Annotated in this window: 15 protein-coding genes; 6 read left to right on the top strand and 9 right to left on the bottom strand. The window is 56.1% G+C overall.

The window, feature by feature from the left end; genetic code table 11:
- Positions 1-267: 267 nt before the first annotated feature.
- Genes GOW40_RS11555 through GOW40_RS11545 form a run of 3 tightly spaced genes read left to right on the top strand, consistent with a single transcriptional unit; the run spans position 268 to position 3,069 of the window.
- Positions 268-1,035 (top strand): sulfotransferase, encoded by a 768-nt coding sequence (locus GOW40_RS11555; protein WP_171132513.1) that lies wholly within the window; start codon positions 268-270, stop codon positions 1,033-1,035.
- Between the two features lie 7 nt (positions 1,036-1,042).
- Positions 1,043-2,071: a glycosyltransferase gene (locus tag GOW40_RS11550; RefSeq protein WP_171132511.1), complete on the top strand. Its 1,029-nt coding sequence runs from the start codon at positions 1,043-1,045 to the stop codon at positions 2,069-2,071.
- On the top strand, positions 2,068-3,069 hold the full coding sequence (locus tag GOW40_RS11545; protein WP_171132509.1) for a glycosyltransferase: 1,002 nt from the start codon (positions 2,068-2,070) through the stop codon (positions 3,067-3,069). The genes GOW40_RS11550 and GOW40_RS11545 overlap by 4 nt, the downstream gene beginning before the upstream one ends.
- A gap of 337 nt (positions 3,070-3,406) precedes the next feature.
- On the opposite strand, the gene GOW40_RS11540 is transcribed toward GOW40_RS11545, so the two are convergent.
- The 4 genes from GOW40_RS11540 to GOW40_RS11525 all read right to left on the bottom strand — a co-directional run bounded on the left by GOW40_RS11540 (position 3,407) and on the right by GOW40_RS11525 (position 6,993).
- On the bottom strand, positions 3,407-4,033 hold the full coding sequence (locus GOW40_RS11540; protein ID WP_171132736.1) for a hypothetical protein: 627 nt from the start codon (positions 4,031-4,033) through the stop codon (positions 3,407-3,409).
- 5 nt (positions 4,034-4,038) lie between these two features.
- Positions 4,039-4,809, bottom strand: coding sequence for an ATP-binding cassette domain-containing protein (locus tag GOW40_RS11535; RefSeq protein WP_171097561.1), 771 nt, complete (start codon positions 4,807-4,809; stop codon positions 4,039-4,041).
- Positions 4,809-5,879 carry an ABC transporter permease gene (locus tag GOW40_RS11530; protein ID WP_171097563.1) on the bottom strand — a complete coding sequence of 357 codons (1,071 nt, stop codon included), beginning with the start codon at positions 5,877-5,879 and terminating at the stop codon, positions 4,809-4,811. The genes GOW40_RS11535 and GOW40_RS11530 overlap by 1 nt, the downstream gene beginning before the upstream one ends.
- Before the next feature lie 106 nt (positions 5,880-5,985).
- On the bottom strand, positions 5,986-6,993 hold the full coding sequence (locus tag GOW40_RS11525; protein WP_171097565.1) for a substrate-binding domain-containing protein: 1,008 nt from the start codon (positions 6,991-6,993) through the stop codon (positions 5,986-5,988).
- 240 nt (positions 6,994-7,233) lie between these two features.
- On the opposite strand from GOW40_RS11525, the gene GOW40_RS11520 reads away from it, so the two are divergent.
- On the top strand, positions 7,234-8,364 hold the full coding sequence (locus tag GOW40_RS11520; RefSeq protein WP_171132507.1) for an ROK family transcriptional regulator: 1,131 nt from the start codon (positions 7,234-7,236) through the stop codon (positions 8,362-8,364).
- A 12-nt stretch (positions 8,365-8,376) separates the two neighbouring features.
- Here the strand turns inward: GOW40_RS11520 and GOW40_RS11515 are convergent, their stop codons facing one another.
- Genes GOW40_RS11515 through GOW40_RS11495 form a run of 5 tightly spaced genes read right to left on the bottom strand, consistent with a single transcriptional unit; the run spans position 8,377 to position 13,009 of the window.
- Positions 8,377-9,573, bottom strand: coding sequence for an acyl-CoA reductase (locus tag GOW40_RS11515; protein WP_171230974.1), 1,197 nt, complete (start codon positions 9,571-9,573; stop codon positions 8,377-8,379).
- Positions 9,566-10,612 (bottom strand): hypothetical protein, encoded by a 1,047-nt coding sequence (locus GOW40_RS11510; RefSeq protein ID WP_171132503.1) that lies wholly within the window; start codon positions 10,610-10,612, stop codon positions 9,566-9,568. Before GOW40_RS11510 ends, GOW40_RS11515 begins: the two co-directional genes overlap by 8 nt.
- Positions 10,609-11,565: an iron-containing alcohol dehydrogenase gene (locus tag GOW40_RS11505; RefSeq protein WP_171132501.1), complete on the bottom strand. Its 957-nt coding sequence runs from the start codon at positions 11,563-11,565 to the stop codon at positions 10,609-10,611. The genes GOW40_RS11510 and GOW40_RS11505 overlap by 4 nt, the downstream gene beginning before the upstream one ends.
- The gene (locus GOW40_RS11500; protein ID WP_171097575.1) at positions 11,558-11,800 is read right to left on the bottom strand and encodes a hypothetical protein; all 243 of its coding nucleotides are present in this window, start codon (positions 11,798-11,800) and stop codon (positions 11,558-11,560) included. Before GOW40_RS11500 ends, GOW40_RS11505 begins: the two co-directional genes overlap by 8 nt.
- Positions 11,801-11,815: 15 nt before the next feature.
- Positions 11,816-13,009 (bottom strand): class I adenylate-forming enzyme family protein, encoded by a 1,194-nt coding sequence (locus tag GOW40_RS11495; protein ID WP_171132499.1) that lies wholly within the window; start codon positions 13,007-13,009, stop codon positions 11,816-11,818.
- Positions 13,010-13,227: 218 nt separating this feature from the next.
- Between GOW40_RS11495 and GOW40_RS11490 the strand changes: the two genes are divergently transcribed.
- Positions 13,228-14,025 (top strand): polysaccharide deacetylase family protein, encoded by a 798-nt coding sequence (locus GOW40_RS11490; protein ID WP_171132497.1) that lies wholly within the window; start codon positions 13,228-13,230, stop codon positions 14,023-14,025.
- A complete protein-coding gene (locus tag GOW40_RS11485; RefSeq protein WP_171132495.1) occupies positions 14,022-14,885 on the top strand; it encodes a GNAT family N-acetyltransferase in 864 nt (287 codons plus the stop codon). The genes GOW40_RS11490 and GOW40_RS11485 overlap by 4 nt, the downstream gene beginning before the upstream one ends.
- The last annotated feature ends 79 nt before the right edge of the window (positions 14,886-14,964 follow it).

Here is a 14,964-nt window from a genome sequence, read left to right as displayed (position 1 = left end):
AAAGCTCTGATCACTGCGAGCACTCCCGTGATCCGGTAGGAATGAAGTGTCACCATCATTCAGAAGGTCTGTGCCTTACCGGAGATCAGAAAAACACGTCACAAAGATCAACCGGTATTGAGGCCACAACGCACATGGGCGAGCCTAGATGTGATGGGCTATTGCACTCGAGCCAAAACCAAACTATCCGAAACTATCTCTGCGGGTGGTGCTATCTAATCGCCTGTAAGACACAGTTTACTTGGCTCTGTCGAGGAAAGTAGTGGTATGAAATCCGTATGTGGACCTATCTTTATTTTAGGCTTTCCTCGTTCTGGGACCACTGGGTTAGCGAGTGGATTAAGCTGTTTGGACGGATTTGCGTCTTACTCTAAAGAGGGTCATTTTATATACCTCTTTACTGAGGCAATACTGCGCATCAGAGACAATCGAGTTAATCCGAATTGTATCGTTCGGGAAGAAAGTGCCAAAGCTGCGCTGTTTTCTTCAATTGCCAAGGCCGTTGACGAAGCTTTTATTAATTCCCTGGATGCAGACTCTTTAAAGTGGATTGATAAAACACCTGATATTCAACAGGTGAACGCAATTCCAGCACTCATCGAACTGTTCCCCGAAGCGTGGTTTTTTTATATTTACAGAGATCCGCGTGAAGCTGTACGTTCGAACGTCGCAACTTGGCCAGATATCTTGAATGGAAAAGAGCTGGAAGTAGCGAACCGCTGGGTTAAATGCCAAGAGGCTTGGCGGAAAATGCGAAGTCATATCCCCGAAGAGAAGCGTTTGGAAATTTTTCAGCCTGACCTAAGAGACAGGCCTGAAAATGTTGTCGACGAGATTAGAAGATTTCTTTCTCTTGGAACCAGAGACTCTGAGGCGTTAGCTGCCTTTTGGAAACAAAACCGTGTTGTCAACAGACCAAACCATGGTGAGGCCGCAAACAGTTACGATAAGCTCGTTTTGAGCAAAAAAATCATCAAGAAAGTTGACGAAATTTCCGCACAAGAAATACAAAATTGGCCAAAGATTCTGGAATAGTGAGATAATGAAAAAGCGCGCTGCCTTTATTGGACATACATTTCACGAAAAAACTGGGTCGAGTAAGTTTTTTCAAGAAATCGTATCGAAGTTCTTCGAAGTTGACTCTTTCTTTTTCGATCCAGCTGACCCTTACGGGTTTGACTATACTCCGTTTCTCGATAACGAGTATGAACATCTATTTTTTTGGCAATCAGAACTCGCAGCGAGCCGGCTTTACCATCACGTTTCCGGACAATTCAATATTATTCCAATGTATGATGGCTCGATTCAGCTGAAAGAAGAATTTTGGCAACGATTTCCAAGAGCAACCTTTGTATCGTTCAGCTTTGCTATGCATTCCATTCTTCAAGCTGCTCGCTGCAACAGTGTCCTGGTTCGGTATTATCCCGAGGTCGAGACAAGGCTTTGGCAAGCTGACGGGCCATTATCTGCATATTTCTGGGAACGTCGACCGGGCACGGATTATGACGGAGAAACAGTAATCGAGGCGTGTCGCGTTCTTGGGATCCAAAAACTACAAATACATCTTGCCGGAGATTTTTCGTCTGAGATCGAAGAGCGAAAAGCAACACTGTTGGCCGCCGCTTCGTCTGGTGGGCCTGCGATCGAGCTTGCGTTTTCCGAGTGGTACGACAGCAAAGAACAGGCTATCGCAGAAGCGCGTAAACATGCCGTCTATTTTGCACCGCGTGAAGCCGAAGGTATTGGAATGAGCTTTCTTGAAGCAATGGCGAGCGGGCAAATTGTCATTGGACCGGACAAACCTACGCTAAACGAATACATTTCGGACGGAGAGACCGGTTTTTTGCTTGGAAAAAACCATGGCTCAGAAAGTCTTCCATCTCTGACCGAAAATGGTCTCTTGGAGATGTCAGACCGGATTCTTGAAAGCGTAGCGCGCGGTCGCAATAATTGGCTGCAGGACGTGAAACGGCTCGAAGACGTTCTCACGCAGGGGTACTCCGCTTACACCTCGGACCCCGGATCCGAGTTTGAACGCCAAGTGACAATCCAAGCTGGTCTTCGTCAATGAAAATCTCGGTCGTCACAATTGTTCTTAACCCTGACAGTGACTTTGCCAGGACAGCAGAAAGCGTTCTTGCGCAGAATTACACAGAAGTCGAATGGGTCGTTCTTGATGGGTCCAGCTGGTCTGACCCTGGCCGCCAGTATCTCAATCGGTATAAAGAAGCCTTTGATTATTATGCGTCTTGCCCTGACGAGGGTGTGTACGCGGCGATGAATACCGCGTGTGAAAAAGCTACCGGTGAATATGTCGTGTTTCTGAATTCCGGTGACATCTTCTTCAAGCAGGACACTTTGACAGAGGTCTCACAGTTTCTGCGAAACGAACCCGATATTCTATATGGTGACCATGACTACGTGTCCGGCGGCGCTCATCATTTCCGAAGAGCTTCTGGAATGGATCAGCTCGCCAAACGTTTATCTGATGGTAATTTAGAAGGTGGCTGGCATGGACGTTTTCCCTGCCATCAGGCAACCTTCTACAAACGTGAGTTGCTTGCGAAAGAACCCTTTGACACTCAGCTACGCATTGTCGCGGACCACGATCTGCTGCTTCGTGCGCATGCAAAGGGTTACCAAATTCAGCATGCTGAACTGTTCGTATGCAGGTACTATGGCGGAGGGTTTTCCGCACAAAACGCAACACGCTGCGTTGCCGAGTGGGCCGATGTTTACAGTAGATATTCAAACCATCCTGAGAAGGTAGTCGAAAGGTTCTATGGTCAGGATTTTGTGAAACGGTATGTGCGGAGAGAAAAAATTCGGACAGAAAAACCTATTCAGACAAGAGATTCCAACGCGTCGACTGACTCTGACGAGATTACGTTCGAAGAAAAATTTAGGTCGATTGCCCCAAGGTGGCTAAAGAAGGAAGGCCGTTTTGAGAAGCTTCTCGAAGACGAGCGTAGTTTATTGCAATTGGCTATCCGCTATCCGCATAAACTGCCTCGTCTCATCTACATCGGTCGAATCCGACGGCGAATGAAGAGAGATCGTTCGAAATAAGACCGTTTACGCATCGGTTTGGATACAAGCTGGCGCATAGCTCGATCGACAGCAAACGCCTCCAATCGCGCTAACTCACGAAAGCACATCGAGTGTGACCTGTGCAACTCTTTGCCATTTGTGACTTGCCGACGCTGAAAAGGCACCAGCGGGCGTTTTGCCGAACAACGCTTGCCGTGCGCGCGATGGACGTGACCACTATCGAGCATCATTTCTTTGATGGTTGGAACGGCACATTCGATGGCATCTGGCATCTGGCATCTGGCATCTTGATGGTCGGTAATCTTGCAAACGTAAGTGTTGACCGTCGCACAGGTAGCCAATCTAAGGAGAGCGTTCAAAGGATCAGATCGACCACCGATCTGTCGCATTGTTCAAGAACAAGCCTTGCGTTGACAAGGTCGTTCTCAGTTGCTTTTTCAAGCGCTTGGTTTGGGTGATAGCCATGATCGAGCCATCTGTTTATCAGTCGCTCTTTGAGCACATCAAGCTTGGGTTCAATAAACACGCTCAACGACCAGTATTGGGTCAAAGGGCGCCATGCTGGATCTTTTAGAAAGAGATAGTTGCCCTCAACGACCACGTGTCTTTGAGACACGTCAATGCGCGCAGCGTTCTGAACGACGCAATCCCTGCTTCGATCAAACAACGGAACGGTGACGGTGTCTTCGCGTAATGCGCGCGAAAGAAGATCGTTGAACCCTTCGGTATCAAAGGTTTCAGGCGCACCTTTACGGGCCAGAAGACCGCGATTTGACAGAGTGTCATTGTCCAGATGAAAGCCGTCCATGGGCACCAGCCCGCAGGGTATCCCGTTTTTCTCAAGCCGTTGGCGGACCTTTTCGGCAAGCGTGGACTTGCCCGATGCGGGTGGCCCGGCGATTGCGATCAACTGGCGTGTGTCTTTGACCTTGGACGGCTTAATCAATGCAACAATGCGGTTGACCTGTTCCTCGAGATCCATGGGTGTCACGCAGCGGCTGTTTCCGGCCTTTTCGCGCCGGTCATATAAGCGACGGCGTCGGACATTTCATGGTCTTTCGGATCAATGACAGTCAGGCGCTTGCCAAGGCGGTGGATATGGATGCGGTCGCAGACCTCGAACACATGAGGCATGTTGTGGCTGATCAGGATGATCGGGATACCGCGCGCTTTGACATCCTGGATCAGGTCCAGCACGCGGCGGCTTTCCTTGACGCCGAGCGCCGCAGTCGGTTCGTCCAGGATAATAACCTTGGATCCAAAGGCAGCCGCGCGTGCCACAGCCACGCCCTGCCGCTGCCCGCCCGACAATGTTTCAACCGCTTGGTTGATATTCTGGATCGTCATCAGGCCCAACTCGGTGAGTTTTTCGCGCGCGAAATCCTGCATCTTCTTTTTGTCGAGTTGACCAAAGACTTTGCCCATGATGCCAGGTTTGCGCAACTCGCGCCCCATGAACATGTTGTCTGCAATCGAAAGTGCAGGGCTCATGGCCAGGGTCTGATAGACGGTTTCGATGCCTTGTTCGCGCGCTTCGATCGGTGATGAGAACGCGACTTTGGTTCCATCCAGAAACACCTCGCCCTGATCAGGGATGACGGCGCCGCATAGGGCTTTGATTAGGGTCGATTTACCGGCCCCGTTATCGCCGATCACGCCTAGGATTTCACCGGGCATAAGCTCAAAATCGCAATGATCCAAGGCCGTTACACGCCCATAGCGTTTGACCAGGTTTCGGGCTTTGAGGATCGGTTCCATTATGCAGATACCTTTCTGATCCATTGATCAACGGCGACGGCGGCAATGATAAGCAGGCCGATCAGAAGGAAGGTCCATTGGGCGTCGGCCCCAAGCAGGCGCAGCCCAAGGGTGAACACGCCAACGATAAGTGCTCCGAATAGCGCGCCCAGGATCGAGCCGCGCCCTCCGAATAGCGATATGCCTCCGATCACCACGGCGGTGATGCTTTCGATATTGGCCAACTGTCCGACCGTGGGCGAGATCGATCCGATGCGTCCGACCATGGCCCAGCCTGCAAAGGCGCAGATCAAACCGGATAACAGATAGACCGAAATCAGCGTGCGTTTGACGTTTACGCCGGCCAGTTCAGCTGCATCCGGGTCGTCGCCCACCGCGTAAACATGCCTTCCCCAGGCGGTCTGTTTCAGCGCATAGGCCAGCGTGAACACCAGCGCGAGCATGAAGATCACGCCCAGCGTCAGTTGTGCATCTCCAACTTTGAACTTGGTACCGAAGATTTGCAGCAAGGGAGCCACCTCTTCGATATCCGCGCTGCGGATGGTTTCATTGGCGGAATAGAGGAAGTTCGCCGCCAGAATGATCTGCCAAGTGCCCAGGGTCACGATGAAGGGCGGCAGCTTCATATAGGCGACCAACCAACCGTTGATCAGCCCGCAGATCATGCCAACGGACAGGCCGCACAGTACGGCAAGCTCCACCGGCATCCCATAGCGGAAGGTAAACTGGCCCATGACCACGGATGACAACACCATGATCGCACCAACGCTCAGGTCGATGCCTGCGGTCAGGATCACCAGGCTTTGAGCCGCAGCCACGATGCCCACGATCTGAACCTGTTGCAGGATCAGCGTCATAGCGAAGGGAGAAAAGAACCGTTGGCCAATCAGCATTCCGAACAGGATGACCGAGGCCAAAAGGACGATCAGCGGCACCAAAGCCGGATTGACATGCAGCGAGTGCTGGATGCGCCCGATGATACCCTTCCGCGTGTCTTCAAACTCGGCAACCGTGTCTTCGGCGCCGACCAGCCCCGATTCGAATTCCTTTTCTGCCTTGCTGTCGGACATGATCCCCCCTTGGCGCGTATGCAGGATTGCGGTGTTTCAGGCTTTGGGTGCCTGAGGCAGAACGGAGGGCACAGGCTGCGCCCTCCGTGATATGTTCGGGATCAGATCAGCCCCAGCAGAGCTCTAGCCCTTCAGCCGATGAGATCGAAGGAACACCATCGACCGGGTTATCGGTGACAAGGGCCACACCTGTGTCGAAGAAGTCTTTGCCAGGTGTATTCTCAGGCTTCGCACCCGTATCGGCCCAGGCTTTCACCGCCTCAACACCCAAAGATGCCATCAGCAGCGGGTATTGCTGTGAGGTCGCGCCAATTGCACCATCGGCAACGGCCTGTACGCCCGGACAACCGCCATCGACGGATACCACGATCACATCATCGACTTTGCCGAAATCCTTCAGCGTCTCATGTGCACCAGCGGCTGCCGGTTCGTTGATTGTGTAAAGAACGTTGGTGCCTGCGTCCATGGTCAACAAGTTTTCCATCGACTTGCGGCCACCTTCTTCATTGGCGTTTGTCACCTCGTTGTTCACGATCCGCGCGTCGGTTTCATCGCCCCACTTGGCCGGATCACCAAGGTCGATGCCAAAGCCCTGGAGGAAACCCTGATTGCGCAGAACGCCTACGGTGGGCTGCGATACATTGATATTCATCATGCCGATCTTGGCCGAAGATGTATCGCCAATCGTGCCAGCCGCCCATTTTCCGATCAGCTCACCTGCCAGGAAGTTGTCAGTGGCAAAGGTCGCATCGGCAGCGTCAATCGGAGACAGTGGTGTGTCCAAAGCAATGACCAAAAGCCCCGCATCGCGCGCCTGTTTCACGGCGGGAACGATGGATGATGTATCAGAAGCGGTCAGCAGAATGCCCGAAGCTCCGTCAAGGATACAGGTTTCGATCGCCTGAACCTGAGTTTCATGGTCGCCGTCGATCTTGCCTGCAAAAGACTTGAGCGTCATGCCCAGCTCAGCTGCTTTTGCCTCGGCGCCTTCGCGCATCTTCACGAAAAACGGGTTCGTGTCGGTCTTTGTAATCAGGCAAACGCTTGTCTCTGCAAACGCCGCGCCAGACCACGCCACAGTGGCCGCAAAAGCGGCTGTCAGTAATGTCTTCATGATATCCTCCCAGTAGATCGGGCAGGCTTGGCCCACCCGCGCAATTGAATTGCGCTGTCAGGATCGTAATTGCGATTCGCCTCTGCGGTCAATAAATAAATCAACTTGATTTAGTATTGACGAGATATATGACCTGCCGCCATTCTAGTGCCGAAGGGAAAACGTGCCGTGGATGGACCGAATTTAAAACTATCTGAAAACGTAGATAAATTTGAGAATTCGGGCTCAAATCACATCGCCATGCGTGAACGGAACGAGCGTCTGGTGCTGACTATCCTGCGCCGCCAAGGACCTCTGCCCAAGGCCGATCTGGCCCGAAAGACCGGACTTTCGGCTCAAACCGTGTCGGTTATCATGCGTGCCCTGGAGCGAGACGGGCTGCTGCAAAAGGGCGAAAAGATCCGTGGCAAAATAGGTCAACCTTCGATCCCGATGCGATTGGCGCCAGATGGCGCTTATTTTCTGGGGCTAAAGGTCGGGCGGAGGTCCACTGAACTGACCCTTGTCAATTTTGTTGGGCAAGAGCTGGCGCATATCCACAAGGACTATGCCTATCCGACCCCGCAAGAGGTGCTGGCCTTTGTGAAAGACGCGGTCGCCGAGCTGTGCGCGACCTTGCCTGCGGCACAACAAGCCCGCATCGCCGGTATGGGTGTCGCCTCACCCTATTTCCTGTGGGAATGGGCGAATGTCATTGGAATAGAGCCGCAAAAGATGGCTGGCTGGAAGGGATTTGACCTTGCCGCCGAAATCGATGCCCTTGTCGATTTTCCCGTGTACCTGGGGAATGACGCAACCAGCGCCTGCGGGGCCGAACTCACCTTTGGAACGTCCGAGCTCCCACCCGATTTTCTCTATATATATATCGGGTATTTCGTGGGTGGAGGTGTGGTGTTGAACGGCGCGCTTTACGCCGGGCGCGCGGGCAACGCAGGTGCGGTGGGGCCTTTTCCTATTCTGTCCCAGAGAGGCGAGGCCTCGCAGCTTATCGACAAGGCCTCGATGATCGGGCTGGAACGCCGGTTATTCGCCCGTACCGGACAAGAGCAGCTGTCGTCTCAGGTCGCCGCCGAGTGGTCACCCGCCGAACATGAGATGATCGAAGACTGGTTGGAGGATGCCATTCCACCCTTGACCCAGTTGATTGTGGGCGCGTGTTCGATCATCGATTTCCCCGCGATACTGATCGACGGCAACATGCCAGACACTTTGCGCGACAAGATCGTGGCCCGCGTATCCGCGGCGCTGGACCAAATGCCTCTTTCTGGCTTGATCCGACCCGATGTTCAGGCCGGAACCCTTGGCGCCCGCGCGCGCCCGTTGGGGGCGGCAAGCCTGCCCCTGTCGGAACGGTTCATGCTCCGGACATAGGGGTTTTTGGGATCAGATACGAATGTCGAGATCTTGAAAAAGCCCGCGCCAGAAGGGCTGACCGTCCCAGAATGGACCGAAATGATGCATCTGCTGCACGGGTACAAAGCGCAACGCCCGGCTGCCCGTCAGGGACAGCGCCCAATCTCGCAGCCTGTCTGGACCAGCGATATGCCCGACAGTTTGTATTTCATCCGGCAACGTCGCGAGGGCCTCTTCGCGCGGCTGTGCGATGACGCTCAGGCTCATCAGCCCCGGCAAGTCCTTGGATGCTGACGCTCCGGCCACGAATACCGCATCCCTGTTATCGGTGCGCACCGCATGCCAGCCATTGGCGCGGGCCACCTGATCGGCCATGAAGCTGTCAGATGCGATATGAACGGGCGGGTTTGTGCCCTTCTGCGCATCGCTCAGATCCTTTAGCCGGTTGGCGGTAGCGATTGCGTCTTTGGGCTCTGCGTCGATCAGCACAAGGCTTTGCGGCGACGTGCATCCAGCCTTGCCATAGATCCTGAAGACACGCAGCAAAGTGGTCAGCGCTGCGTCATCAAGCGCTGTGGGGTCAGCCCAAACCAGCGAGCTGTGATCGGCAAAGGCAAAGAAGGGTGTGCCCGGCTTGTGTGGCAGAGATTCGACCGACAATGCAGCGGTGTCAGAACCAAAGAAGATCCGCGCATCTGCGGCAGAAGACCAGTCTGCATTTCTGGGGTCGTGGCGGTCAAACTGTTCGACGGTCAGGTTCTGTTGCCAGAGCCGTGTCAGGATTGGCCCGGCCCCGTTTTCCAGGATTTCATCTCGCAGATGCGCCGTCAGGTTCTCTGAACCCGTTCCGGCCTTGGCGCGAACATGCGCGCCGGTCAAAAGACACAGAGTGGTCGTTAGCGGCCCCAGAAGGCTGACATTATTAGGCAGCCAGATCGCAACATGTGCGCGCGGGCGGGCGATGCGCAAAGGCATTGAATCCAGTTCGTCGGATGCAGGCCCAAAACCTTGGGTGAACACCGCACGCAGGGCTGAGCCGCGCATGAAGCCCAAAAGATACCCCCACTCGTCGCGGCTGAATGCCGGTGGGGCCGTACGCCGTGCCATGCGGGCTGTCACCTCGTCATATTCGGCGCATAAAGCGTCGAGCGCAAAGGGGAGTGCAACCTGAACCACGCCACCGTTGCCGTCGCGAAAGCCGTGGTAGACGGAGGAGGTGTCAGACATTGGCGCATCCCCGCGTCTCGGACTTGGGCAAGCGCCCCAGCAGCTTGAACCGACGCCCGGACCGGCCACAGGCGCAGGGATCGCGACGCACTTCGCCCTGATCTTCGGTCAATACGCTGTGGTAAGGCGCGCCGCGTGGTGTCACGTTCATCAACTGAAGCTGTGCGGGCGTGTTATAGATCACATCATGGCTGATCGGATCACGCCCCAGCACATCGGCCCAAACCGGGACATGGCGCCACCCCGCCACGCATTCGGGATAGAGCAACCCGTTTTGTTCAACCAGCCCGTAGTAGTCAATGATCTGAGATCCGGGGCCTGAAATCCCAAGCAATTTGTCTTTCAAAGCGGCGGGCGCAACCCGTTCGGATTCCAGCTTTTTCCAACCGCCGCTGTGCACATAAGTCACTTTTACATCACGCAGGCGTTCGGCCAGATCTGCGGGCATGTCGCTGTCTGCCCAAATGCGCCACAAGACCCAGGTAAATCCATAAACCAGAACGCTATCGCTACTGTGCAGGGCATCGCGCAGGTGATCCCACAAGACCGCACTGTCATGGTCTTGCGAGGCCAGCCCGAAATACAGCCGCGTTGCAAAGGGGCGCAGCGCAAGCCCCGCCGCGATGCGGGCACTGACCGTGCCACGCTGCACAAGTGCCGATTTCGCGTCGAGGATGATCAGCGGTTGTTCGGCCTCACCAATGAAATCCGACAGGATGGCCCGGCTGCTTTTGGCCTGTAACGCGGTGCTGTCCCGATCCAGCGCAATTTGGCTGGAGAGGTTCGACGATGTGGCGGATGAGTTCAGCACCCTTTCATGGCGGATCGTCCCATCCTGGGTTTGAAACAACACATTTTTGAAGGCCGAGACATGCAGAAAGGGCAGATCCTCGACCTTGGTGGTGGGTGTGAAACCGGGGAAAACCCGCGCGTATTCCGGGCAATGGTTGATGTGAAACCGGGTCAGCCGGTTCATCTCGGCCAAAAACGCCGTATCGTCGCGGGGCCCATAGGCGGGCATGTCGAGCAGCGTGTTCATTGCGCGCTGACCTCGGTGATCAAAGCGGTCAGCGTGGCGGGCCGCACCGTCGCGACGTTGGTGCGTGTGCAGAAGTCGCGCAGGATGGATTTCCAATGTGCCTCGATCAAATCGGGCCAATCCAGGGGCAGATCAAGTGCGGGGGTCGAGATCGAATTGGCCAGCGCCAGCAGCGCATCGCGGTCGATACCCACCGCTTTCAGGCGATCCGCCGCTTTGTCTGAACGCGTGAAATTATACCGCAGAACCGGGGCCAGAAAGCCCGAACACAGGCGGGCGTGACCCAGTTGATCCTCTCGTCCCATTGTAGCCAGTTCGGCCCGCGCGGGGGCCTCAAGCACATGTGCCAGCCCATGCACCAGACCAACCGAGGCCTGCGCTTGACCCGCGTTTGCCAGCGCGGACAGTTCGAACCATTCGGCATCGCGGGGGTCGCTCAGGTCCAGCATGGTGTGTAGTACATCAGCAAGATCTGCGCGCAACGCGTCTGTCGCCAGGGGGGACAAGAGCCCTTCCAGAGCGTGAGTCAGCGCATCGCCTTTTGACCAGAGAAGCGCGTCCTCGGGCAGGGTCTGCAAAACACCCGGCAGATAGGCCCGGTATTCGGGCCGGAATTCCGGGCCTTTCTGAATGGTCTTGGCACCGCGATCATCCAGTACGGCGATATCATTTGCCTCGGCCCCGCTACCGAACCGGGTCGGGATGGCCAGCAAGGCGCAGTCGGGTCGGTTGCGACCGCGCCAGGCTTTTGCCGCGTCCAGCCGCGTACCGCCGCCCAGCACCACCACTAGATCTGCATCTGAGGGGGTCTTAGCCGGTGTCTCGACAACGGGAAGCGCGGCCAAAGAGGGCACATCCTGCGCTGCCGCCACCCTGCCGGTGATCACCGCACGTCGACCCGACAGCAGATCGGGCAGATCCGTCAGGGCGATGCGCGGGGGCAGGTCAATCAAAGGCGACACCCTTGGCTTTCAGGAAGGTGATAATGTCCGTGACACTGGCCAGCGCAATGGCTTCTTCTTCGGTCGGGTGATGACCAAACACCTCTTCGACCCCAATCGCCACTGCAACCGTTGCCATCGAATCCCACGTCTCGACCCCGTCCCGCGTCAGATCAAGCGAGAACTGCCCGTCTTCGAGCAAAAGCACGTCCTCAAGCAGATCCTGCAGCTTTTCGAGATTGGTCATGAAGATCTGTTCCTTTTACACGCGCTGATCCCAGAGGATTTCCTGATCCGGCAGCGTTTCCAGTGCCAGAAGATCGATTTTTGAATTGCTCAGCCGTGGCAGCTTGTCAACGCGAATGATTTGCAGCGGCCAATGTGCCCGCGGATGGGCCGCGCGAAACCTTTGCAGGATCGTGCGTGCGGCGGCACGATCCGCCGACCCTGCCAGGAACAGCTGCACCCCGGGCTCGCCAGAGCGATCCTTTGCAGGTGCCAGAACGAATTCCTGATCCCATACGGTTTCAATGGTTTCCCGTAGCCGCAGCAGCGAGATCTTTTCTCCATGGCGCTTGAACACTTCGCTTGTGCGCCCCAGAAGCTGCCAATGACCCGAGCTATCCTGCTCAGCGCGGTCTCCGGTCGCGATCCAGCCATCTGGCGCAAAGGGAGTATAGCCCTCGGGCGCGACAGAGCCCAGCGCGGCGTAGGGGCTTTGGAATTGCAGCTCACCGCTGTCAGAGCTGCGCAGGGTGATCCTGGTCAAGGGAGTACCAAGCTGACCCAAAGGCGGCGTGGTATCGGCCTGCACATGCGCGGTGACGTCCGCGATGGTCAGGCGCGGCATGGCTTCGGCGCAGCCGTAATTGTCAAAGAAACGTGCATTGGGAAACAGCCGGGCAAGGGTGTGGGACTGAGCCCAGGGAAACGGGCTGCCTGCAAATGCCACGGTCTTGATTTTGTGAAAGCTGACTTCACCCAAAGCGCTCAGCAACGGCACTTGGGCCGCTACAAGGCAGAGCAAACCCCGTTCGCTTTCCCCCAGAACCTTTGCGAAGTGGTCCGGATCGGACAAGCGCGCGAAGATCCTATTTAGACTCTGTTTCTGTGCCAGCACCCATTGGTTTACGAAAGAAAAACAATAGCTGAGCGGCAGGGTCATGATCGCCGTATCCCCGGGGGCCACGCCCTGCATCTGACCGATCTCAACGGCGATGGCTTCGGCACGTAGTCTGCTGGCCACCAGCAGCTTGGGCGCCCCGGTTGAGCCTGACGTGGCCAGCAAGACATGATCGGTGCGCAGAGTTTCGGGCAGCGCCTGCACGCAGGCTTCGACCCACGCGCTGTCCTGATCAAACCGGTGCGGCAGAAGGGCAAAGCTGGGCGTGCCGGGCTGCCACATCCGCGAAAGATCGTGCAGAAAGTCCGGGGTGGTTTGGTCGTGAAGGATCATGAGCGCGCAGGTGACAGGTCAGGAATTGTGGTTTTCAACTCTTATCCCTGCAAAGAGGGGAAGGAAACTCTTGTGACGAGGATAGTCTTGGTCGGTATCTTGGTAAAATCACTTCGCAATTTGGTGTTCATGCGTTTGGCAATGGCATCGCGCGACCCGTTGTAATAGCACATGGGGCGAGACAAACGATGGGGCTTATGGTGACGCAAGATAGCGACATGCCAAATTCGACCGAGGCAGCACATACAGAAGCCTGGGACACGCTCAACGCCGAACTGGATCAATGGCACGCTCAAGGACGCATCGCCACGTTCTGGTGGCGCGATGATGATGCCTCGCGCCCCGGTCCACAGCTGTCGCGTCTGCTGTCGCTGTCGGCCAAGACCGGCACACCCGTTGTTCTGGCCTCGATTCCGGCGACTGCGGATGTTGCCTTTGCCGACACGGTTCTGGCCCATCCAACTGCCTATGTCGCGCAGCACGGGTATGCGCATATTAACCACGCCAAGGGCAGCGGTGACAAAGGCGCGTGGGAATTGGGCCGTCATAGACAGTTAGAGACTGTTTTGGACGAGCTGCAACAAGGCCGCCGGGTCCTGGCGGAGCTGTTTGGGCCTGACCGGTTTCTACCTGTCATGGTGCCCCCTTGGAACCGCATTGACCCGAGCGTTGTCGCGGGGCTTCCGGCGTTGGGCTATACCGCGCTGTCCTTGTGTGATGCGCGGCCGGCGGCAGAGGCCGCGCCGGGGCTGCGCTTGGTCAACAGCCATTGCGATCCAATCAAATGGAAAGGCGGCGCCCGGTTTACCGGCACGGCCAAATCCATATCGTTCCTCACCGACCATTTGATCGCGCGTCGGACCGGTTCTGCCGATGCGGCTGAACCCACCGGGCTGCTAACCCATCATATCGATCACGACGCCGCCACCTGGGATTTTTGCGAAACGCTTTTGGGGCACCTCACGGCGCATCCGGCTGTCCGGTTTCCCGCGCCCAGCGAGGTTTTGGCGTCATGATCATCCGACCTGCCGAAAAAGAGGATACCGAGGCCGCAGTGGCGCTGCTGCATGGCAAGATGAACTCAAAACTGTCGCCAGAACGCTGGCGCGGCATCTTTGATTATGACTGGAACATGCCCAAGCCCAACTATGGCTATGTGGCCGAGGCTGATGGGCGCATTGTGGGCTATCTGGGGGCCGTTCACTCCCAACGCATGTTGCCGCAAGGGGTGCTGAACCTGACAAATATGTGCGCGTGGTATGTGGAAAAGGAATACCGTGGCAGTGCGGGGCTGCTGATGATGGTCCGGGCCACAGCTGACCCGGATCGACACTATACCAGCATGACGAGCACCAGCAATCCGCGCACGATGGCGGCGCTAAGGGCCTGCGGATTTGCCTCTTTGGACGATTATCGCTGGGATTGGCAGCGGAGCAGCGCCGGGTCGGAGTTGTTGGACGTGATCACCGATCCTGCGGATCTGCTGCCGCATCTTCAGCCGCATGAGGCGCGATATATGCAGGATCTGCTGCCCTATGGGGTGCGCCCGGTGTTGATGCGTCACCCCGAAGGTGAAAGCTTCGCCATCTTTTCGGTGACGCAAAAAGGGGCGGATCAGCCGTGGTGGGATGTGCTCTATATTCGTGACGCGCATGAGGGGTTTCTGACCCGTTTCGGGCAAGAGATCGCAGACGCCCTATTGCCAGCCGACAACGCGGTGCTTTCGGCAGATGCGCGGTTCTGCGGCGGTGACCCAGACGATGCGACGCGTATCAAACTGCCCGCACCGCGCTTTGTGAAATCCAAGAGCCTGAACGGGCCAGAGCTGGATCACCTTTATACCGAGCTTCAGCTGCTGTCGCTCAAGCTGGATTGAACCGCGCGCCCTTGGGTGGCGCGCCAAGTTGTGTCACAAGCAGTTGCAAACAAAGACCAAACCTCAGCAAAGGCCGGCC

This window comes from Ruegeria sp. HKCCA6707 (genome assembly GCF_013033515.1).
Classification (GTDB): domain Bacteria; phylum Pseudomonadota; class Alphaproteobacteria; order Rhodobacterales; family Rhodobacteraceae; genus Ruegeria.
The sequence above is the reverse complement of the archived record's forward strand: the minus strand, read 5'-3'. Positions and strand labels throughout refer to the sequence as shown.